17 protein-coding genes are annotated in these 21,021 nt (G+C 72.6%); 12 read left to right on the forward strand and 5 right to left on the reverse strand.

The features are described from left to right. Positions 1 to 85: 85 nt before the first annotated feature. Positions 86 to 1,882 (forward strand): phosphatidylglycerol lysyltransferase domain-containing protein, encoded by a 1,797-nt coding sequence (locus ACFZB3_RS22155; protein ID WP_391377484.1) that lies wholly within the window; start codon positions 86 to 88, stop codon positions 1,880 to 1,882. A 10-nt stretch (positions 1,883 to 1,892) separates the two neighbouring features. Continuing rightward, positions 1,893 to 2,648, forward strand: a complete 756-nt coding sequence (locus tag ACFZB3_RS22160) for a hypothetical protein (RefSeq protein ID WP_391377486.1) — start codon at positions 1,893 to 1,895, stop codon at positions 2,646 to 2,648. On the opposite strand, the gene ACFZB3_RS22165 is transcribed toward ACFZB3_RS22160, so the two are convergent. Then, entirely contained in the window at positions 2,555 to 3,352 is a 798-nt protein-coding gene (locus tag ACFZB3_RS22165) for a hypothetical protein (protein ID WP_391377488.1), read from the reverse strand. The genes ACFZB3_RS22160 and ACFZB3_RS22165 overlap by 94 nt on opposite strands. An 85-nt stretch (positions 3,353 to 3,437) precedes the next feature. On the opposite strand from ACFZB3_RS22165, the gene ACFZB3_RS22170 reads away from it, so the two are divergent. After that, entirely contained in the window at positions 3,438 to 4,232 is a 795-nt protein-coding gene (locus ACFZB3_RS22170; protein ID WP_391377490.1) for an adenosylcobinamide-GDP ribazoletransferase, read from the forward strand. Between the two features lie 82 nt (positions 4,233 to 4,314). Here ACFZB3_RS22170 and ACFZB3_RS22175 read toward each other — a convergent pair whose 3' ends face one another. Continuing rightward, positions 4,315 to 5,139, reverse strand: a complete 825-nt coding sequence (locus tag ACFZB3_RS22175) for an endo alpha-1,4 polygalactosaminidase (RefSeq protein ID WP_391377492.1) — start codon at positions 5,137 to 5,139, stop codon at positions 4,315 to 4,317. Between the two features lie 247 nt (positions 5,140 to 5,386). On the opposite strand from ACFZB3_RS22175, the gene ACFZB3_RS22180 reads away from it, so the two are divergent. From ACFZB3_RS22180 to ACFZB3_RS22205, 6 genes are all read left to right on the forward strand, one after another. Further along, positions 5,387 to 6,925, forward strand: coding sequence for a leucyl aminopeptidase (locus ACFZB3_RS22180; protein WP_391377494.1), 1,539 nt, complete (start codon positions 5,387 to 5,389; stop codon positions 6,923 to 6,925). A 311-nt stretch (positions 6,926 to 7,236) separates the two neighbouring features. Next, a complete protein-coding gene (lpdA, locus tag ACFZB3_RS22185; protein ID WP_391377496.1) occupies positions 7,237 to 8,625 on the forward strand; it encodes a dihydrolipoyl dehydrogenase in 1,389 nt (462 codons plus the stop codon). A gap of 68 nt (positions 8,626 to 8,693) precedes the next feature. After that, complete coding sequence (gene sucB, locus ACFZB3_RS22190) at positions 8,694 to 10,481, forward strand: 2-oxoglutarate dehydrogenase, E2 component, dihydrolipoamide succinyltransferase (protein WP_391377498.1); 1,788 nt, start codon at positions 8,694 to 8,696, stop codon at positions 10,479 to 10,481. 164 nt (positions 10,482 to 10,645) lie between these two features. Continuing rightward, positions 10,646 to 11,269, forward strand: coding sequence for an FCD domain-containing protein (locus ACFZB3_RS22195; RefSeq protein ID WP_391377500.1), 624 nt, complete (start codon positions 10,646 to 10,648; stop codon positions 11,267 to 11,269). Between the two features lie 499 nt (positions 11,270 to 11,768). Continuing rightward, positions 11,769 to 14,471 (forward strand): pyruvate dehydrogenase (acetyl-transferring), homodimeric type, encoded by a 2,703-nt coding sequence (gene aceE, locus ACFZB3_RS22200; protein WP_391377502.1) that lies wholly within the window; start codon positions 11,769 to 11,771, stop codon positions 14,469 to 14,471. Between the two features lie 97 nt (positions 14,472 to 14,568). Then, a complete protein-coding gene (locus tag ACFZB3_RS22205; RefSeq protein ID WP_391377856.1) occupies positions 14,569 to 15,087 on the forward strand; it encodes a DUF4240 domain-containing protein in 519 nt (172 codons plus the stop codon). A gap of 6 nt (positions 15,088 to 15,093) precedes the next feature. Here ACFZB3_RS22205 and ACFZB3_RS22210 read toward each other — a convergent pair whose 3' ends face one another. Next, the gene (locus tag ACFZB3_RS22210; RefSeq protein WP_391377504.1) at positions 15,094 to 15,357 is read right to left on the reverse strand and encodes a hypothetical protein; all 264 of its coding nucleotides are present in this window, start codon (positions 15,355 to 15,357) and stop codon (positions 15,094 to 15,096) included. Between the two features lie 72 nt (positions 15,358 to 15,429). Then, positions 15,430 to 16,308: an N-acetylmuramoyl-L-alanine amidase gene (locus tag ACFZB3_RS22215; protein ID WP_391377506.1), complete on the reverse strand. Its 879-nt coding sequence runs from the start codon at positions 16,306 to 16,308 to the stop codon at positions 15,430 to 15,432. A gap of 189 nt (positions 16,309 to 16,497) precedes the next feature. On the opposite strand from ACFZB3_RS22215, the gene ACFZB3_RS22220 reads away from it, so the two are divergent. Beyond that, positions 16,498 to 17,682 (forward strand): MarP family serine protease, encoded by a 1,185-nt coding sequence (locus ACFZB3_RS22220; RefSeq protein WP_391377508.1) that lies wholly within the window; start codon positions 16,498 to 16,500, stop codon positions 17,680 to 17,682. A 31-nt stretch (positions 17,683 to 17,713) separates the two neighbouring features. On the opposite strand, the gene ACFZB3_RS22225 is transcribed toward ACFZB3_RS22220, so the two are convergent. Next, on the reverse strand, positions 17,714 to 18,202 hold the full coding sequence (locus ACFZB3_RS22225) for a GNAT family N-acetyltransferase (RefSeq protein ID WP_391377510.1): 489 nt from the start codon (positions 18,200 to 18,202) through the stop codon (positions 17,714 to 17,716). A gap of 72 nt (positions 18,203 to 18,274) precedes the next feature. Between ACFZB3_RS22225 and ACFZB3_RS22230 the strand changes: the two genes are divergently transcribed. Then, positions 18,275 to 19,168, forward strand: a complete 894-nt coding sequence (locus tag ACFZB3_RS22230) for a TIGR01777 family oxidoreductase (RefSeq protein ID WP_391377512.1) — start codon at positions 18,275 to 18,277, stop codon at positions 19,166 to 19,168. A gap of 160 nt (positions 19,169 to 19,328) precedes the next feature. Beyond that, a complete protein-coding gene (locus ACFZB3_RS22235) occupies positions 19,329 to 20,687 on the forward strand; it encodes an FAD-dependent oxidoreductase (RefSeq protein ID WP_391377514.1) in 1,359 nt (452 codons plus the stop codon). Positions 20,688 to 21,021: the final 334 nt, after the last annotated feature.

Consider the following 21,021-nt stretch of genomic DNA (forward strand, 5'->3'; position numbering starts at 1 on the left):
AGACCGCCGGACCCCGTATGCGTCCGGCTGAAAAAGGGTGCGTGCGGCGGGGTTTGAGGCAAGGGCGCCCATATGATCGCTCTCCATGGGAGATGTCCGAATTGCCGTGGAGCGGTGTGATGGACGTGGGCCGGGGCGGCGGGGTACCGGGGTTTCCCAGCGGGCCGCCGCCTTTGCCGTCTGGTACTTGCGGACCGTCGCCTTCGTCAATTTCCTCAGCGGGGTGTGGCTGTCGCTGGGCCAGGACGTGCGGCGGCACAACCAGGAGAACTTCTTCACCCCGTACCTGCTGACGGCCGGCTTCGCCTCCGGCGTGTTCACCGCGTTCCTCGCCGTCACCATGCGGCGGCGGAAGCGGGCGGCCTGGATCCTCAACCTGGTGCTGAGCGGGCTCTTCCTCGCGCTGTTCGCGTTCGCCATGGCGTTCCCGGAGATCCGGCGCTACGCGCAGAACTGGATCTCGATCGTGCTGACCGCCGCCTTCGTCGTGGCCCTGCTCGTCGGGCGGCGGGAGTTCTACGCGAAGGGCGACCGGTCGAACCCGCGCCTCGCCGCCACCGTCGCCGTCGCCGGCGGTCTCGCCGCCTCACTGTTCGCCGCCCTCCTCGTGACCGCCACCGACCGGGCTCCGCACGCCGCGCGTTCGACGTTCCTGGAGCGCTGGCACTACGGCACCCTGCGCCTGGTGTCGGTCGCCGCCGACCCCTCCCGGTTCCCGTACATCGCGCCGCCCAACTGGGTGAACGTCGCCATCAACGTGCTCAGCACGCTCCTCGTGCTCGCCGTCTTCTATGCCGCCTTCCGCTCCCGCCGCGCCGTCGACCCGATCACCGAGGACGACGAGAAGCGGCTGCGGGAACTGCTGGAGCGGCACGGTGAGCGGGACTCGCTCGGGTACTTCGCGCTGCGGCGGGAGAAGAGCGTCGTGTGGTCGCCCACCGGGAAGGCGGCGGTCGCCTACCGGGTGGTGGGCGGGGTGTCGCTGGCCTCCGGGGACCCGATCGGGGATCCGGAGGCGTGGCCGGGTGCCATCGTGCCGTGGCTCGGCGAGGCGCGGGCGCACGGGTGGATCCCGGCGGTGATGGGGGCGGGCGAGGAAGCCGGGACCGTGTACGCGCGGCACGGCCTCGACGCGCTGGAGCTCGGGGACGAGGCGATCGTCGAGGTCGCCGAGTTCACGCTGGAGGGGCGGGCGATGCGGACCGTCCGGCAGGCGTACAACCGGGTCGGGCGGGCGGGGTACCGGGTGCGGATCCGCCGCCATGAGGACATCCCGGCGGACGAGATGTCGTACCTGGTCCGGTGCGCGGACGACTGGCGGGACGGGGCCACCGAGCGCGGGTTCAGCATGGCGCTGGGGCGGCTCGGGGACGGCCGGGACGGCCGGTGCGTGATGCTGGAGTGCACGGACGGGGAGGGCGGGCTGCGGGCCCTGCTCTCCTTCGTGCCGTGGGGGCCGGGCGGGCTCTCCCTCGATCTGATGCGGCGGGACCGGGACTCCGACAACGGGCTGATGGAGTTCATGGTCATCGAACTGCTCCGGCGTGCCGGGGAGATCGGGATCACGCAGGTCTCGCTCAACTTCGCGATGTTCCGTTCGGTCTTCGAACGTGGTGCGCGTCTCGGCGCCGGGCCGGTGCTGCGGCTGTGGAGGTCCTTGCTGAGCTTCTTCTCCCGCTGGTGGCAGATCGAGTCCCTGTACCGGGCCAACGCGAAGTACCGGCCCATCTGGGAACCCCGGTTCCTCCTCTTCGAGAAGAGCGCGGACCTGCCGCGCATCGGCCTGGCGTCGGCGCGCGCGGAGGGGTTCCTGGAGGCGCCGGGGCTGCCGAAGTGGCTGCACCGCAGGCACCTGGACACGCAGAGGGAAACGCAGGGATGAGGACCACCGCATGACGCCGCTCGCCCGCTGGGCCCGCGCCGAGTGGGGGCTGCTGTACGCCACCGTGCGCGGCCCGCTGACGAAGCGCCCGCTGCGGGCGGTGCCGATGACGGCCGGGGCGGTGTGCCTGACCGCGCTGCTCCAGTTCACGCAGAACCAGTCGTGGGGGTACCGCTTCGTCCAGGACGTCGGAGCGGTACGCGCCGAGGACCCGCTCTGGGCGGCCCTGCTGCGCACTCCGCTGTCGCTGTTCGTGCCGGCGCTGGACCTGCCGGTGTGGGGCGCGCTGGTCCAGATCCTGGCGGTCCTCGGCATCGCCGAGGTCTGCCTGGGCTGGGGCCGGACCCTGGTCATCGCGTACGTCGCGACGCTCGCGGGCACGCTGTACGCGCGGACGGGCATCGCGCTGGGGCCGCACGGCCCGCTGGGGCTGCCGGCCTCGGACGCCCTGGTGGTGGACACCGGCCCGTCGGCCGCCGTGGTCGGGCTCGCGGTCTACCTCGGCTGGCGGTACGGCGCCTACGTCACCGCCGGCGCGGTGGCGGCCGCGATGGCGGTCGAGGTGGCGCTGAAGGACAACCTGGCCGGGAAGGAGCACCTGGCGGCGATCGCGGCCGTGGCGGCGCTGTGCGGGGCGGTGCCGGCGGGACGGCGGCTGTGGCGGCGGTGGAGTCACCGGCGGCCGGGGTCGGGACCGGGACCGGGGCCGCGTTCGGGCAGTCGCAGTGGTTCGGGGCGGTCGGGTTTGCCGCCGATCCAGTCCTGAAGGGTCAGGGCGAGCCGGGACCAGCGGCGGTCGTGGTGGTAGCTGCGCAGCCGGGCCCTGGCGCGGGCGCGCGGCCGGTTGCCGTAGAAGCGGCGGGCCCAGGCCGAGCCGGGGCGGGCCAGCCGGACCGCGCCGACGATCGCGACCAGCGGGACGATCACCCCGAAGATCGCGGTGCGCGTCTTGCCCTTGCTCAGGGCCACGAGGGAGAAGGCGAAGTTGGCCACGACGTTCGCGATGACGGTCCCGCGGCTCTGGAGTTCGTCCGCCGAGAGGTCGTTGACGCCGAACGGCGAGAACCCGGCGAGCAGCAGCCCCACCAGCGCGGCCGTGATCACGACGGCCTCCACGCTCTTGCGGCCCTCCTCGGTCCAGTAGACGTCCCCGAGGTGCAGGATCAGCGCGAACTCGTCGAGGACGAGCCCCGCGCCGATCCCGAAGACGATCGCGGCGAGGGCCGCGCCGACGCCGTTGCGGGAAGCGGCGACCGCGCCGAAGCCGCCGACGACGACGAGGACGACGCCGGGAACCACGTGGTGGATGTGCAGCCCGCCCGCCTTCACGTTACCGAACGGGCCTTTCCCGGCGCGGATCAGCCGGGTGATGACCCGGGTGATCACGAAGGTCAGGACGAAGGCGGTCAGGGCGAGCAGCAGCGGGAGTTTGCCCGGCTCGACGATGTTCCGCTCCAGCCAATGTCCCATGTGCGCACTTTATCCCTGGCGGGGAGCCCGGCCCCGGGTCCGGCCGGGCACGCGGCCCTTCCCGGCCACCGGGTAGCCTGCGCCGATGGCTGCGACCTCTGCGACTCCCTGGCCGGAAGGCGTCCGCTTCGCCTTCGGCACGCTCACCGTGTTCCCCGTGAAGGTCACCCGCTGGGACCGCGAGGCGGCCCGCGGCGGCATGCTGTCCGCACCGCTGGCCGGGCTCGCGGTCGGCCTCTGCGCGGGGGCGGTCGGTGCGCTGCTCGTGGTGCTCGGGGCGAGTGCGCTGGTGGCCGCGGTCGCCGCCGTCGCCGTACCGGCCGTGCTCACCCGGGGGCTGCACCTGGACGGCCTCGCCGACACCGCGGACGGCCTGGGCAGCGGCAAGCCCGCCGAGGACGCCCTGCGGATCATGAAGCAGTCGGACATCGGGCCGTTCGGGGTCGTCACCCTCGTCCTCGTCCTGCTCGGGCAGGTGGCCGCGCTGGCCCAGGCGTACGGCGACGGGTGGCAGCGGGGTGCGCTCGCGGCGGTCGTCGCGGCGACGGTGGCCCGGCTGGCCCTGACGCTGGCCGCGGTGGAGGGGGTGCCCGCGGCCCGTCCGGAGGGGCTGGGGGCGGCGGTGGCCGGGGTGGTGCCGAAGACCGGGGCGACCGTGGTCACGTTCGCGGTGATGCTGCTGGCGGCCGGGGCCGGGGCGCTGGTGGGGGCGGGCGACAGCCTGCGGGCGCTGCTCGCGGTGGTGGTGGCGGAGGCCGCGACGGACGGGCTGCTGCGGCACTGCAAGCGCCGGTTCGGCGGGGTGACGGGGGATGTGTTCGGGGCGCTTGCGGAGGTGGCGGCTACTGCGGCGCTGGTGGTGTTCTGTCTGGGGGGCTAAAGGTGGTGTGCCGGCTGCGGACCGGTGGGGGCTGGTCGCGCAGTTCCCCGCGCCCCTGGGGGCGCGCTGTTCTCGGGCCCGCTCAACAGGTTCTCCGCCACACCCCCAGCTCGTACTTCTTCTCCAGCGAGCTCAGCTTCAGCTTCCGCGACTGCGCGCAGAACCTGCTCGTGGGCAGTTCGTACTCCACGTGGAAGACCGCCTTGTCCGCCCGGACGAACGGCTTCAGGTCGCCGCACTCGCCGTACTGGGCGCACTGCTCGTTCACCGCGAAGTCGAAGTCGCCCACCAGCTGCGGTATCTGGTCCAGGTCGTTCTTCAGGCCGACCGACATCCCGCGGTCGTGGGCGAGCCGGGCGACGAGCCGGTTGTAGCGGAGCTGGTCGGCCGCGGTGAGGGGGAAGCCGGTGCGGTTCTTGTAGCCGTCCATGTTGTCGGGCTCCACCGCGTCGAAGCCCTTCTTCCTGCACATGTCGAAGCGGGCCGCCATCAACGGCTTCAGCACGTCCGTACGGCGGATGTCCAGCCAGCGTTCGCCCTCCCAGCCGTTGCCTCGGCCGAGCACCGACGCCGGGAACTTCTTAGCGTCGGGACGCCAGTCCTCGTAGGCGCCGGTGGAGATGTAGCAGATGACCTTGCGGCCCTTGCCGTGCAGCGTGGCGACCGTCGCACTGGACTGGTCGAAGCCGTCGATGTCGTAGACGGACGCCTTGACGGTGGTGTCGACACGGCCGCTCAGCTGCCACTGCCAGCTGATCCCCGGCTTCGGCTGCCAGCGCCCGGCGTCGGCCGGGGCCTGGGTGCAGCCGGCGAGCAGGGCCGGGAGGGCGAGCAGCGGGGTGACGCGGAGTTTCACCGGGCGGGCTCCAGGGGGTGCGACGGGATCTGCCCATGGATGATCTCCCATCCCGGGTACGGCCCGGTACACCGAGTCCCGCCGCGGTGGAAAGTGGCTACGACGCCACCCCCAGGTGAACACCCGCAGGAATGAGCGAACGCATACACACGCGTAGGCTCGTCCCGGGTGTTCGCCGACGGGGTGAAGGCCCCGGTCGCAACGCGGCCCGAGGAAACTCCTGGGGTCGCTTCCCGGGCCCGGTCGACCCACCCGCTCGGCCACTGCAACTCAACATCGGAAGCGAGATCCCACTACCGTGACTGCTCTCACTCTCAGCACCTCAGCGGCGCCCGGCCTCCGGGCCGACGCGATCGTGATCGGTGTCGCCAAGGGCGCCAAGGGCCCGGTCGTCGCCCCGGGCGCCGAAGCCGTGGACACGGCCTACGACGGCAAGCTGGCGGCCGTCCTGGAGACCCTCGGAGCCTCGGGTGCCGAGGGCGAACTGACGAAGCTGCCCGCCCCGGCCGGCTTCAAGGCCCCGCTGGTCATCGCCGTCGGACTGGGCGCCGAGCCCGGCCCGGACGCGGACTACGAGGCCGAGGCGCTGCGCCGCGCGGCCGGAGTCGCCGCCCGCGCGCTGGCCGGGGCCAAGAAGGCGGCCTTCGCGCTGCCCATCGAGGACGCGGCCGCCGTGGGCGCGATCGGCGAGGGCGTACTGCTCGGCGCCTACTCCTTCGACACGTACAAGGACAACGGTGCCGGCACCGGCAAGAGCCTGAAGGCGAAGAACGGCCGGGCGCCGCTCGCCGACGGCGTGCTGCTCGGCGGCAAGCCGCGGGACGCCGCCCACAAGGCGGCCCTGGCCCGCGCCACGGCCGTCTCCGAGGAGCTCAACCGGGCCCGCGACCTCATCAACACCCCGCCGAACGACCTCACGCCGGCCGCGTTCGCCGCGATCGCCCAGGGCGCGGCCAAGGAGCACGGCCTCAAGATCCAGGTGCTCGACGACAAGGCGCTCGCCAAGGACGGGTACGGCGGCATCCTCGGCGTCGGCGGCGGCTCGGCGGCCACCCCGCGGCTGGTGAAGCTGTCGTACACGCACGCCGACGCGGACAAGCACCTCGCGTTCGTCGGCAAGGGCATCACCTACGACTCGGGCGGCATCTCGCTCAAGCCGGCCGGCCACAACGAGACGATGAAGTGCGACATGAGCGGCGCGGCGGCGGTGTTCGCGGCCGTCGTCACGGCGGCGCGGCTCGGCCTTCCGGTCAACGTGACCGGGTGGCTGGCGCTGGCCGAGAACATGCCGTCCGGCACCGCCGTGCGCCCGGGTGACGTGCTGCGCATGTACAGCGGCAAGACCGTCGAGGTGCTCAACACGGACGCGGAGGGCCGGCTGGTGCTCGCCGACGCGCTGTGGGCGGCGTCGGCGGAGCAGCCGGACGCGATCGTGGACGTCGCGACGCTGACCGGCGCGATGATGCTGGCGCTGGGCAGCCGGACGTTCGGGATCATGTCCAACGACGACGCGTTCCGCTCCGCGGTGCACGAGGCCGCGGAGGAGGTGGGCGAGCCGGCGTGGCCGATGCCGCTGCCGGAGCACCTGCGCAAGGGGATGGACTCCCCCACCGCGGACATCGCGAACATGGGTGAGCGGATGGGCGGCGGCCTGGTCGCGGGCCTCTTCCTGCGCGAGTTCGTGGGCGAGGGGATCACCTGGGCGCACCTGGACATCGCGGGGCCGGCCTTCAACGAGGGGGGCGCCTTCGGCTACACGCCGAAGGGAGGCACGGGGTCCGCGGTGCGGACGCTGGTGCGGCTGGCGGAGCTGACGGCCGAGGGCGACCTGGGCTGACGTCGGGTTTTGTGGACGGGACCTCGCACGCGGGTAGGGCGGGGTCCCGTCGCCCATTGACTCGGGGCTTTCGGTTATGCGGCGGCTGCGGGTTGTCTGTGGCCGATCGCGCAGTTCCCCGCGCCCCTGACGGGGCGCTGCGTGTGGTGTCTCACACCCCAGCCCCGCGTCTCGTTCACCTCCGACAAGTGCGAAGATGGGGCTCGGCAGGACAGGGCCCCACCCACAGGGCCGAAGAAGAGCGGCCGGACACCAGCCGCCGCGCGGTCACCGTTGACCGGCGTACGGCGCACATGCATGGAGGACGTGACGTGGCGAACGACGCCAGCACCGTTTTCGACCTAGTGATCCTCGGCGGTGGTAGCGGTGGTTACGCCGCGGCCCTGCGCGGGGCGCAGCTGGGCCTGGACGTCGCCCTGATCGAGAAGGACAAGGTCGGCGGTACCTGCCTGCACCGGGGTTGCATCCCCACCAAGGCCCTGCTGCACGCGGGCGAGATCGCCGACCAGGCCCGCGAGAGCGAGCAGTTCGGTGTCAAGGCCACCTTCGAGGGCATCGACGTCCCCGCCGTCCACAAGTACAAGGACGGTGTCATCTCCGGCCTGTACAAGGGCCTGCAGGGTCTGATCGCCTCGCGCAAGGTGACGTACATCGAGGGCACCGGACGTCTGTCCTCCCCGACCTCCGTGGACGTGAACGGCCAGCGCATCCAGGGCCGCCACGTGCTCCTCGCCACCGGCTCCGTGCCGAAGTCGCTGCCGGGCCTGGAGATCGACGGCAACCGGATCATCTCCTCCGACCACGCCCTCGTCCTGGACCGCGTGCCGAAGTCCGCGATCATCCTCGGCGGCGGTGTCATCGGCGTCGAGTTCGCCTCCGCCTGGAAGTCCTTCGGTGCCGACGTCACCGTCGTCGAGGGCCTCAAGCACCTCGTCCCGGTCGAGGACGAGAACTCCTCCAAGCTTCTTGAGCGCGCCTTCCGCAAGCGCGGCATCAAGTTCAACCTGGGCACCTTCTTCTCGAAGGCCGAGTACACCGCCGACGGCGTCAAGGTCACCCTGGCCGACGGCAAGGAGTTCGAGGCCGAGGTCCTGCTCGTCGCCGTCGGCCGCGGCCCCGTCTCCGCCGGTCTCGGCTACGAGGAGCAGGGTGTCGCCATGGACCGCGGCTACGTCCTGGTCGACGAGTACATGCGGACCAACGTCCCGACCATCTCCGCCGTCGGCGACCTGGTCCCGACGCTCCAGCTCGCGCACGTCGGCTTCGCCGAGGGCATCCTGGTGGCGGAGCGGCTGGCCGGTCTGAAGACCGTCCCGATCGACTACGACGGTGTCCCCCGGGTCACGTACTGCCACCCGGAGGTCGCCTCCGTGGGCATCACCGAGGCCAAGGCCAAGGAGATCTACGGCGCGGACAAGGTCGTCGCTCTGAAGTACAACCTGGCGGGCAACGGCAAGAGCAAGATCCTCAACACCTCGGGCGAGATCAAGCTCGTCCAGGTGAAGGACGGTGCCGTGGTCGGCGTCCACATGGTCGGCGACCGCATGGGCGAGCAGGTCGGCGAGGCCCAGCTGATCTACAACTGGGAAGCGCTGCCCGCCGAGGTCGCCCAGCTCATCCACGCCCACCCGACGCAGAACGAGGCGCTCGGCGAGGCCCACCTGGCCCTCGCCGGCAAGCCCCTCCACTCGCACGACTGACCCTCGGTCGACACAAGCGACTCCGCTTGCACACAGACTTCCGCAATTCGTAAGGAGCAACCGAAACCATGGCGGTTTCCGTAACCCTTCCGGCGCTCGGCGAGAGCGTCACCGAGGGCACTGTCACCCGCTGGCTGAAGGCCGAGGGCGAGCGCGTCGAGGCCGACGAGCCGCTGCTCGAAGTCTCGACCGACAAGGTCGACACCGAGATCCCGGCCCCTGCTTCCGGTGTCCTGGCCTCGATCAAGGTCGCCGAGGACGAGACGGTCGAGGTCGGCGCCGAGCTGGCCATCATCGACGACGGCACCGGTGCCCCGGCCGCCGCGCCGGCCCCGGCGGCCGAGCCCGTCGCCGCGCCGGCTCCGGCCGCCCCGGCCCCCGCGCCGGTCGCCGAGGCCCCCGCCGCCCCCGCCCCCGCCCCGGCCCCCGCTGCCGCCGCCCCCGCCGCTCCGGCCGGTGGCGCGTCCGGCACGGACGTGGTCCTGCCCGCGCTCGGTGAGTCCGTCACCGAGGGCACCGTCACCCGCTGGCTGAAGTCGGTCGGCGACTCCGTCGAGGCCGACGAGCCGCTGCTCGAAGTCTCGACCGACAAGGTCGACACCGAGATCCCGGCGCCCACCTCGGGTGTGCTGCTGGAGATCACGGTCGGCGAGGACGAGACCGCCGAGGTCGGCGCCAAGCTCGCCGTCATCGGCGCCCCGGGTGCCGCTCCGGCGGCCGCCCCCGCCCCGGCCGCTCCGGCCCCCGTCGCCGCCCCGGCTCCGGCGCCCGCGGCTCCGGCGCCCGCGCCCGCCCCGGCTGCTCCGGCTCCCGCGCCGGTCGCCGCCGCTCCGGCTCCGGCCGCCCCGGCCCCGGCTCCCGCGCCGGTGGCCGCCGCCCCCGTCACCCCGGCGCCGGCCCCGGCCGCTCCGGTCGACGAGGGTGCCTACGTCACCCCGCTGGTCCGCAAGCTCGCCGCGGAGAACGGCGTCGACCTGGGCGCCGTCAAGGGCACCGGCGTCGGCGGCCGGATCCGCAAGCAGGACGTGCTCGCCGCCGCCGAGGCCGCGAAGGCCGCCGCCGCTGCTCCGGCCCCCGTGGCCGCCGCTCCGGCTGCCGCCGCCGCGAAGAAGACCCCGGCGCTGGAGGTCTCCCCGCTGCGCGGCCAGACCGTCAAGATGCCCCGCATCCGCAAGGTCATCGGCGACAACATGGTCAAGGCGCTGCACGAGCAGGCCCAGCTGTCCTCGGTGGTCGAGGTCGACGTGACCCGCCTGATGCGCCTGCGCGCCCAGGCCAAGGACTCCTTCGCCGCGCGCGAGGGCGTCAAGCTCTCCCCGATGCCGTTCTTCGTCAAGGCGGCGGCCCAGGCACTGAAGGCCCACCCGGCCATCAACGCCCGGATCAACGTGGAAGAGGGCACGATCACCTACTTCGACACCGAGAACGTCGGTATCGCGGTGGACTCCGAGAAGGGCCTGATGACCCCGGTCATCAAGCACGCGGGCGACCTCAACATCGCCGGTATCGCCAAGGCCACCGCCGAGCTCGCGGGCAAGGTCCGGGCGAACAAGATCACCCCGGACGAGCTGTCCGGCGCGACCTTCACCATCTCCAACACCGGCTCGCGCGGCGCGCTCTTCGACACGATCATCGTGCCGCCGAACCAGGTCGCGATCCTCGGCATCGGTGCCACGGTCAAGCGTCCGGCCGTCATCGAGACGGAGGAGGGCACGGTGATCGGCGTTCGCGACATGACGTACCTGACCCTGTCCTACGACCACCGCCTGGTGGACGGCGCCGACGCGGCCCGTTACCTGACGGCCGTCAAGGCGATCCTGGAGGCGGGCGAGTTCGAGGTCGAGCTCGGCCTCTGATCCCCAGCGGTTTCCACGGTGCCCCGTCCGGAGTCCTTCCGGGCGGGGCACCGTCGTCCCGCGTGTAAGTCTCGTCTCACCTGCGCGAAAGCGCCCCCGTGCGCCTCTCCCGAAAGACGGTCCGGCCTTATTGTCTAAACGTCAAACGCCCTTAAGGAGCTCCCATGACCGCGCCCGTCGTCCACTCGCTGCGCGAACAGATCCGCGAGCACATCGTGGAGGGAATCGTCAGCGGGCGCTGGAAGCCGGGCGAGCGGATCGTGGAGCGACGGATCGCGACGGAGCTGGAGGTCAGCCAGACGCCGGTCAGGGAGGCGCTGCGCGAGCTGGAGTCCCTCCGTCTCATCGAGTCGGCGCCGAACAAGGGCGTGCGGGTGCGGAACCTGACGGCGGCCGACCTGGAGGAGAGCTACCCGGTGCGGGCCGGCCTGGAGGCGATCGCGGCGGAGCTGGCGGCGGAGCAGCTGGCCGAGGACTGCTCGGCCCTCGAACCGCACGTGGCTGCGCTGTACGACGCCGACCGCAACGCCGACGGCACGGCCCAGGTCCGCCACACGGTCGGCTTCCACCGCGAGCTGGTCCGCGCGGCCGGGAACTCGGTGCTGCTGCACACCTGGGAGGGCCTCGGCATCGAGGTCTTCACGGCCCTGTCGATCCGCTGGCTGGGCACGGTCCAGCAGTCGTACGCCGAGGAACACGAGGAACTGGTGGCGGCCTTCAAGCGCCGCGACCCCCGGATCGCGGAAATCGTGAAGTCCCACGTCCTGGGCTGCGCCCCCAGACCGTGAGCCCGGCACCGCCGAGAAACGCCGTCCCGGCTGATCACCGTCGCGGCGGAAAAGAAAAAGGGGCGAGCCCACAGCGCCCCCTCAGGGGCGCGGGGAACTGCGCGATCAGCCCCCACGGCGCGGCACCGAACCGACAACCGCCACCCGCAACGGCGAGCGGCACCGCCGGAAACCGCCGTCCCCGCTGAGCACCGTCGCGGCGGAGAAGAGATCGTCACACCCCCTCCCACACAAGAGCACTCCCCCGCTCAAACACCGCCTCACCTGCGTAAACGTCGGTTGGATCACGTCACCCGGTGCCATCGCCGAAGGCACCCCGTGCCGACTTTCTCGGAATCGAGAGGTTTTGCCCTCAACCCTTTGATCGATCATCGATCAGGGAGTTAGAGTCACCGACGGGCTCGCACCCGAGCCCTCTGCCCTGTCCTGCCAAAGACCAAGGGCACCCCCGAACCCCTTACCGATGAGGGAACCCCCTTCGACTGAGGAAGGCGGCGACATGACCGACCCCCAGGCCATCCAGCCGAGCGCGCTCGACCAGCTCCCCGACCGGGACCCGGAGGAGACCGCCGAATGGCAGGCCTCCCTGGACGCCGTGGCCAGGGAGGCCGGGCCGCACCGCGCCGCGTACCTGATGCGCCGCACGCTGGAGCGCGCCGAGGCGGACGGCGTCGCGCTGCCGAAGCTGCTGGAGACGGACTACCTCAACACCATCCCCACCACCGCCGAGACGGCCGTCCCCGGTGACGAGGAGATGGAGCGGAAGATCACCGCGTGGAACCGCTGGAACGCGGCCGCGATGGTCACCCGGGGCTCGAAACACGGTGTCGGCGGGCACATCGCGACCTTCGCCTCCGCCGCCTGGCTCTACGAGACCGGCTTCAACCACTTCTTCAAGGGCAAGGAGGGGGACGGCAGCGGTGACCAGCTCTACATCCAGGGCCACGCCTCCCCCGGCATCTACGCCCGCGCCTTCCTCGACGGCCGCCTGACCGAGGCGCACCTCGACAACTTCCGCCAGGAGGCCGGCGGCAACGGCCTCCCGTCGTACCCGCACCCCCGCCGCCTGCCCTGGCTGTGGGAGTTCCCGACGGTGAGCATGGGCCTCGGCCCGCTCTCGGCCATCTACCAGGCCCGCTTCAACCGGTACCTGACCGCGCGCGGCATCAAGGACCTCACCGCCTCGCACGTCTGGGCGTTCCTCGGTGACGGCGAGATGGACGAGCCGGAGTCGACGGCGGCGCTCGCACTCGCCTCCCGTGAGGGCCTCGACAACCTCACCTTCGTCATCAACTGCAACCTGCAGCGCCTCGACGGCCCGGTGCGCGCCAACTTCAAGATCGTGCAGGAGCTGGAGGCCCAGTTCCGCGGCGCCGGCTGGAACGTGGTCAAGTCGCTGTGGGGCAGCGCCTGGGACGAGCTGTTCCAGCTGGACACCACCGGTGCGCTGGTACGGCGGCTGCGCGAGGTACCCGACGCGCAGGTGCAGACGTACCAGACCCGCGACGCCGCCTACATCCGCGCCGACTTCTTCGGCAAGGACCCGGCGCTCGCCGAGATGGCGAAGCTGCTGAGCGACGACAAGATCCTGGAGTGCTTCCACCTCTCGCGCGGTGGTCACGAGGCCCGCAAGGTGTACGCCGCGTACAAGGCCGCCGTCGAGTTCAAGGGCGCGCCGACCGTGATCCTGGCCCAGACGGTCAAGGGCCACACCCTCGGCACCGGCTTCGCGTCGAAGAACGCCAACCACCAGATGAAGAAGCTGACGGTGGACGAGTTCAAGACGATGCGGGAGCTGCTGGAGCTGCCGATCCCGGACAGCGCCTTCGCCGACGGCGTCGTGCCCTACGGCCACCCCGGCGCCGACTCCCCCGAGGTGCGTTACCTCCAGGAGCGCCGCGCGGCCCTCGGCGGCCCGGCCCCGGCCCGCCGTACGCACGCCCTGGCCCCGCTGCCCGCCCCCGCCGACAAGGCGTTCGCCTCCTTCGACAAGGGCTCCGGCTCGCAGAACGTGGCGACGACCATGGCCTTCGTCCGCCTCGTCAAGGACCTGGTCCGCGACAAGGAGACCGGGAAGCGCTGGGTGCCGATCGTCCCCGACGAGGCGCGCACCTTCGGCATGGAGAGCCTGTTCCCGTCGCTGGGCATCTACTCGCCCAAGGGGCAGACGTACGAGCCGGTCGACCGCGACCAGCTGATGTACTACAAGGAGGCCAAGAACGGCCAGATCCTCAACGAGGGGATCACCGAGGCCGGTTCGATGGCCGACTTCATCGCCGCGTCCACCGCGTACGCGACGCACGGCGAGGCGATGATCCCGTTCTACATCTTCTACTCGATGTTCGGCTGGCAGCGGACCGCCGACCAGATGTGGCAGCTCGGCGACCAGCTCGGCCGCGGCTTCCTCGTCGGTGCGACCGCCGGCCGCACCACCCTGACCGGTGAGGGCCTCCAGCACGCCGACGGCCACTCCCCGGTGATCGCCGCGACCAACCCGGCCGCGCTGTCGTACGACCCGGCCTTCGCCTACGAGATCGCGACGATCGTCAAGGACGGCCTGCGCCGCATGTACGGCGAGCCGGCCCCGGGCGAGGACCCGAACGTCTTCTACTACCTGACCGTCTACAACGAGCCGCTCCCGCAGCCCGCCAAGCCGGCCGGGCTCGGCATCGACGAGGGCATCGTCAAGGGCCTGTACCGGTTCAACACGGCGGAGTCGGCCGGGCTGTCCGCGCCGGCGAACGCCCCGCGCATCCAGCTGCTCGGCTCCGGTACGGCGATCCACTGGGCGCTGAAGGCGCAGCGGCTGCTCGCCGAGGAGTGGGGCGTGGCGTCCGACGTCTGGTCCGCCACCTCCTGGACGGAGCTCCGCCGGGACGCCATGGAGGCGGACGCGGCCCTGCTGCGCGGCGAGGAGCGGGTGCCGTACGTCCGTCAGGCGCTGCACGGCGCGGAGGGCCCGGTGCTGGCCGTGTCCGACTACATGCGCCAGGTCCCGGACCAGATCGCCCAGTGGGTCGAGCAGGACTGGTCCTCCCTCGGCGCCGACGGCTTCGGTCTCTCCGACACCCGGGACGCGGCCCGCCGCCACTTCGGCGTCGACGCCGAGTCGGTCGTCGTGGCGGCCCTGGCCCAGCTGGCCAGGCGCGGCGAGGTCAAGGCGACCGCGGTGAAGGAAGCCCGGGAGCGCTACGGGCTCTGAGCGGTTGACGGGGTGACGCACGCCGGGGTGACGGTGGATAACAATCCGCACCACTCCGCGTGCGCCCCCGGCGCCCAGGCACGATGCTGGACCCGTGATGGACGAGACGGAGTTCTGGGAGCTGGTCGACACCACCCGCGAGGCCGCCGAGGGCGACCCCGAGGAGCAGGCCGACCTGCTCGTGGAGCGGTTGCTCCAGCTGGAGCCCGACCTCGTCCTGGACTTCGCCCGGCACTTCGAGGCCCGCTACAACCGCGCCTACCGCTGGGACCTGTGGGGCGCCGCCTGGGTCCTGCTGGACGGGGCCAGCGACGACGCGTTCGACTTCTTCCGGTGCTGGCTCATCGCCCAGGGCCGGGAGATCTTCGAGGGCGCCCTGCACGACCCGGACGCGCTGGCGGAGCTGCTGGCCGACTTCGACGAGGAGATCGACGGCGACGGCGAGGAGCTGGGGTACGCGGCGGACGAGGCGTACGAGCAGCTCACCGGGACGGTGGCGCCGGACCTGGGCATCGCCCCCGCGCCCTCCGAACCCGAGGGCACCCCGGTCGACTTCGAGAACGGCCGGGTGCTCGCCGAGCGGTTCCCCAGGCTGTGGGACCGCTTCAAGGCGTAGGGCTGCTCAGGCCGCGGTACGGCGGCGGGTCATGTCGGACGGGATGTACGCCTGGGTCTGCTCGGCCTTGACCGCGTGGTGCATCGGCGCCGCGTTGGCCTGGTCGAGGGCGGACGCGGTGACCGCGGCCGGGCCGAGGACGACCGTCGCGACCGCGCAGACCACGGCCCAGGGCCCGCGGGACGACCAGGCCCGCCCCGCCTTCTCCGTGCCCTGCGCACGGGCCTCGGCGCGGGCTTCGGCACGGCCTTCGGTACGACTGCTGTTCATGGTCCCCGCCTCCAGTCGGCTTCTGATGTCCCTGACGGTAGGACGCGGGGATCGGAACGGCCTGCGTGCCGCCTATGGCGTTCCTGTGGACGCTTTCGCGGGCGGTCCGAGCGAGGTCGCCGGGGCCGTCCCCATGAGCATGCGCAGCGGAGTCCCCGCCCGGGTCCCCCTGCCCTGCAGCCGGGCCGCCGTCTCCCTGATCTCCGGGAGGCGGTCGGCGAGGGCGGCTCCGGGGCAGTTGGTCCGGTAGCCGTCCTGGTGGCCGGCGACGGCGGGCAGGGCGACGGCGGTGCCCTCCCGGTAGCGGCTGAGGCCGTTGCTGGAGACCAGCCGGGCGCTGCCGCGCGGGTCGACGCCGGCCAGCCCGAGCTTCCAGGCGGCGACGGCGGCGATCGCGTCGGTCATGGCACGCGGCACGGGTACCCCGGCGGTGAAGGTGCCGAGGGCGGCGATGCCGGCGGTGCGGTGGTTGAAGCCCTGGGTGTGCGCGCCCGTGACGGCCCGGTCCGCGCCGCCCGCGCGGCCCTCGTAGATGGTGCCGCACCGGTCGACGAGGAAGTTGTAGCCGATGTCGTCCCAGGCGCGGTCGCCGGTCTGACCGGTGTACAGGCGGCGGATGATCTCGGGGCTCTGCGCGCAGGAGTAGCCGTTGGGCGAGTCGGTGTGGTGCACGAAGACGGCGACGACCTGGTCGTCGTAGCGCGGCGGCGGCTGGACACGGCTGACGGTGGCGTCCAGCCAGACCGAGCGCGGCTCGATGTGCGGCCGGGGTGCCCGGAAGAGGGCGGCGGGGCTGGCGGGTGCGGGCGCGGCCAGGTGGATCGCGACAGGCCGGTCGACGTCCCGGGTGCACAGCACCAGGGTGAGGACGGCGGCGACGCCGGGCAGGCAGCCGAGCAGCGTCAGGGCGGTGATCCTGGTGCGCCGCCCCGCTCTTGGGAAGACACGCATGGCAATCATGCTCGGGCGGATCGGCTGCGCCCGCGATGTGTGCTGTGCCACCTGGTGGAACCATCGTCCTGGTCCGGGGCGTTTCAGGGGGTACACGCACGCGTGGCCGGTTCCCGGGGCCCCGCGCGCGTGAACTGATCACTGGACCTGTCCCGACCGTATTAAGGGCACCGAGAGAAAGGCGGCTCCGTGGACCTGCTCGACCTGGTGCTCGTACTGGTGGTCCTCGTCTACGCGGCGTCCGGATACCGGCGCGGGCTGGTGGCCGGCTGCGTGTCGCTGGCCGGGTTCGTGGGCGGCGCGGTGATCGGCGTGTGGGTGCTGCCGTGGGTGATGGAGCTGGTCACGCGCGGGACGGCGACGGCGACGGTGGTCGCGGTGCTGACGGTGCTGGTACCGGCGGTGGTGGGGCACGAGCTGGCGGGGCGGCTGGCGCTGCGGCTGCGCCGGGAGCTGGACCAGGGGCCGCTCAGGGTGGCCGACGGGGTGGGCGGGGCGGTCGCGAACTCGGTGGCGGTGCTGATCGTGGCCTGGGTGGCGGCGAGCGTCCTCGGCGCGTCCTCGTCGCCCGCGGTGACGACGGCGATCCGGGACTCGAAGCTGCTCGGCGCCGTGCAGGACACCATGCCGGACACCACGCCTGCCTGGTTCTCGCGGGCCACCTCGGCGCTGACCGAGGCGGGTTTCCCGCAGGTCTTCAACCCGTTCGAGAACGAGTCGACGGCCCGGGTCGCCAAGCCCTCCGGGGACAACGTCACGGCGGCGGCGACGAACGCGGCCAAGCGCAGCACGGTCAAGATCGAGGGCTCCTCCGGCACCCAGGGCCGCGAGGGCAGCGGGTTCGTGTTCGCGCCGGAGCACGTGATGACCAACGCGCACGTGGTGGCCGGCATCGACAACCCGAGCGTGCGGATCGGCGGGGTCGGTCCGTCGTACGACGCGGAGGTCGTCCTCTTCGACCCGGACCGGGACGTGGCGGTGCTGTACGTGCCGCAGCTGCGGGCTCCGGTGCTGAAGTTCGACACGAGCGCGGCGCGCGGGAACTCCGCGGTGGTGGCCGGCTATCCGCAGGACGGCAACCTGAACCTGCAGGCGGCCACCGTGGCGAACAGGGTGCAGGCCACCGGCCAGAACATCTACAACGACGCCACCGTGACCCGGGAGATCTACTCGATCCGCTCCACGGTCCGCCCCGGCAACTCCGGCGGCCCGCTGCTGACCACCGGCGGCAAGGTGTACGGCGTGGTGTTCGCCCGCTCCACGTCCGACAACGAGACGGGGTACGTGCTCACCGCCGACGAGGTGACCGCGGACGCGACGCGCGGGGCGCACGCCACCTCGCCGGTGGACACGGGCGAACTGATCACGTCCTGAGCGTCACGTCCCGAGCGTCATGTCCTGAGCGTCACAGCGACCGGCCCATGATCACGTCGTCGACGTACTCGCCGTCCAGGAAGAACTCCCCGGGCAGCACGCCCTCGACGGCGAAGCCCTCCGACTCGTAGAGCCGGCGCGCCGGGGTGTTGTGGCCGAGGACGCCGAGCCTGATCCGGCGGGCGCCGCGGCGCCGGGCCTCCTCCACCGCCGCCCGCAGCAGCGCCCGCGCCACGCCCCGGCCGCGGGCCTCCTCGGCGACCGCGAGGCCCTGGATCTGCCGGACGTGCGCGTTGGAGGCGATCTTGTGGCCGAGGGCGAGGCGGATGTAGCCGACGATGCGCCGGTCGAGCTCGGCGACCAGGGTGTCCTCGGGGGCGTGCCGCTCGCTGAAGAAGGGGCCGTACGGCGGCTGCGGCTCGGGCAGCACGGCGTGCAGGTACGACCAGGTGGCGCGGTCGAGGGCGGAGAGCTCCTCGTCGTCGTCGGGCAGGGCGGTGCGTATGTACGGTTCCGGCATGCGGTCACCCTAAGTCGGCCGGCACCGGGGCCCCACGGGTTTTCCCCCGTCCTTCCCGGCATGCTGGGACCCATGGAACGTTCTCGTATCGCGGTGGCCGGCGCGTCCGGCCTCATCGGCAGCGCCCTGGTGCGGTCCCTCCGGGCGGACGGGCACGAGGTGGTGCGCCTGGTCCGGCGCGCGGCCCACGGCACCGGGGAGGTCTGCTGGGACCCCGGCGGGCAGTACGTGGACGCCGCGGGCCTGGCCGGCTGCGACGCGGTGGTGAACCTCGCCGGGGCCGGGATCGGCGACCGGCGCTGGACCGCCGCCTACAAGCGGGAGATCCGGGACAGCCGGGTGCTCGGCACGGCGGCGCTCGCGGAGGCGGTGGCGGCGCTGCCGGACCCGCCGCGGGTGTTCGTGAGCGGCAGCGCGATGGGCTTCTACGGCGACACCGGCGACCGGGCCGTGGACGAGGACGCGCCGCCCGGGGACGGCTTCCTGCCGTCGCTGTGCGTGGAGTGGGAGGAGGCGGCGGCCCCGGCGCAGGAGGCGGGCGTGCGGACGGTGTTCCCGCGCACGGGCCTGGTGGTGGCCCGCGGCGGCGGGGCCTGGGGCCGGCTGTTCCCGCTCTTCCGGGCGGGGCTCGGCGGCCGGCTGGGCGACGGCAGCCAGTACTGGTCGTTCATCGCGCTGCACGACGAGGTGGCGGCGATCAGGTTCCTGATGGAGACCGAGGGTCTGTCGGGCCCGTTCAACCTGACCGCGCCCCGCCCTCTGACCAACGCCGAGATCACCGCGGCGATGGCCCGGGTGCTGCGCCGTCCGGCTCTCTTCCCGGTGCCCGCCCCGGTGCTGCGCGCGGCGCTCGGCGAGATGGCCGGGGACGTGCTGGGCAGTCAACGGGTGGTGCCGAAGCGGCTGCTGGAGTCGGGGTTCACCTTCGCGTTCCCGGACATCGAGGACGCGATCCGGGCGGCCTGACGGCCCCTGTGACCGCATGCGACCGCCGTGCGACCGTGCCCTGTTCATGCGCGACTGTCCTTGACCGATCACCGTCCTAACCTCGACCCGAACTCGGGTATCCCCGGAGCTTGTTGGGGGCATCACGTCTCCACCGGACGCGCAATCGAGGAGGGGCCTCGTGCATGAGCCCGCGTACCAGGCGGACGTCGTCATCGTGGGAGCCGGAATCGCCGGACTCTCCGCGGCTCATCGGCTGAACAGCGCAGGAGTAACGACCGCGGTCCTGGAGGCCGCCCCTTACGTCGGCGGACGCATGTCGACCGAGAAGGTGGACGGCTTCCGGCTCGACCGGATCGGGCAGCTCCTGTCCACGTCCTATCCGGAGCTGCGCCTGGCCCCGGGACTGGACACCCTGGTTCTGCGCCGGTACGCGCCCGGCGTGCTGCTGCATCGCGACGGGCGCAGGCACCGGGCCGGCGCTCCGGCGGGCGGCGGAAGCGCGAGGGGCGCACTGTACGCCGTGCGCGCCCTGGCAAGCGCCCCCAGGGGCGGCTCGCCGGTGGCGCCGCCTCGGTCGACCGCGCCGATGGGCGGCGCCGTCGACCAGGCCCGCCTGGGTGCCGCGCTGGGCCGGATCGCCACGACCCCGGTCGAACGGATCCTCGCCCGCCCCGAACTCCCCGCCGCCCACGCCCTCGCGGAGCGCGGGGTGCCCGCCCGCACGATCGACGGCTTCCTGCGCCCGCTGCTCGCGGCCCTCCTGTGCGACCCCGAGCTGACGACGTCCAGCCGCTGCGCGGACCTCGCCCTGCGCTCCTTCGCGAGCGGGCGGCTGTGCGTGCCGGAGGGCGGCGCCGAGGTCCTCCCGGACCTCCTGGCCCGCGCCCTGCCGCCCGGCACGGTCCACACCGGCGTACGGGTCACCTCGGTCTCGACGACATCGGTGACCACGGCCGAGCACGGCGAGATCCGCTGCCGGGCGGTCCTCCTGGCGACCGACGCCCGAGCCGCCGCCGAACTCCTCCCGGGCCTGCGCGTCCCGGACTTCCACCGGGTGACGGTGGTCCACCACACCACGGACGAACCGGTGACCCTCACCACCGGCACGTCCCTCCTGCTGGACGCCGACCGCGGCGGCCCCGTCTCCCACACCTCCGTGGTCAGCAACATCGACCCGACCCGCGCCCCCCAGGGCCGCGCCCTGATCTCCTCCACCGTCCTCGGCGCACCCCCCTCGGACATCGACACGGCGGTCCGCATGCACCTGGCCCGCCTCTACGCCACCTCCACCCGCCGCTGGGAGACCCTCGCCGTCCACCACACCCCCGAGGCCATCCCCGCCATGCGCCCCCCGCACGACCTCCGCCGCCCCGTCCGCCTCCTCGCCGGCCTCTACGTCTGCGGCGACCACCGCGACACCAGCACAGTCCAGGGAGCCCTCCACTCGGCCCACCGGGCAACAGCAGCGATCCTGACGGACCTGGGCACATCAGGCTCCTTGAACAGCGCGGAACCTCTGCAACGCCGGGCCGCGTAGCGCCCCCCTTGGGGGCGCTGGGGGTACCCCCGGCCGAAGGCTGGGGGAGGAACTGCGCGACCAGCCACGACGGCGCGGCACCGCCGGACAACACCGTCGTGGCTGATCACCGTTGCGGCGGGAAAAGGGGGTGCCGCACAGCGCCCCTCAGGGGCGCGGGGAACTGCGCGACCAGCCGTGACGACGCCGCACCCGGGAGAGCACCGCCACCCGCAACGGCGAGCGGCACCGGCCGGCCCGGCACCGCCGGACAACACCGTCGTGGCTGATCACCGTTGCGGCGGGAAAAGGGGGTGCCGCACAGCGCCCCTCAGGGGCGCGGGGAACTGCGCGA

The sequence above is a fragment of the Streptomyces sp. NPDC008092 genome (genome assembly GCF_042957285.1).
GTDB lineage: Bacteria > Actinomycetota > Actinomycetes > Streptomycetales > Streptomycetaceae > Streptomyces.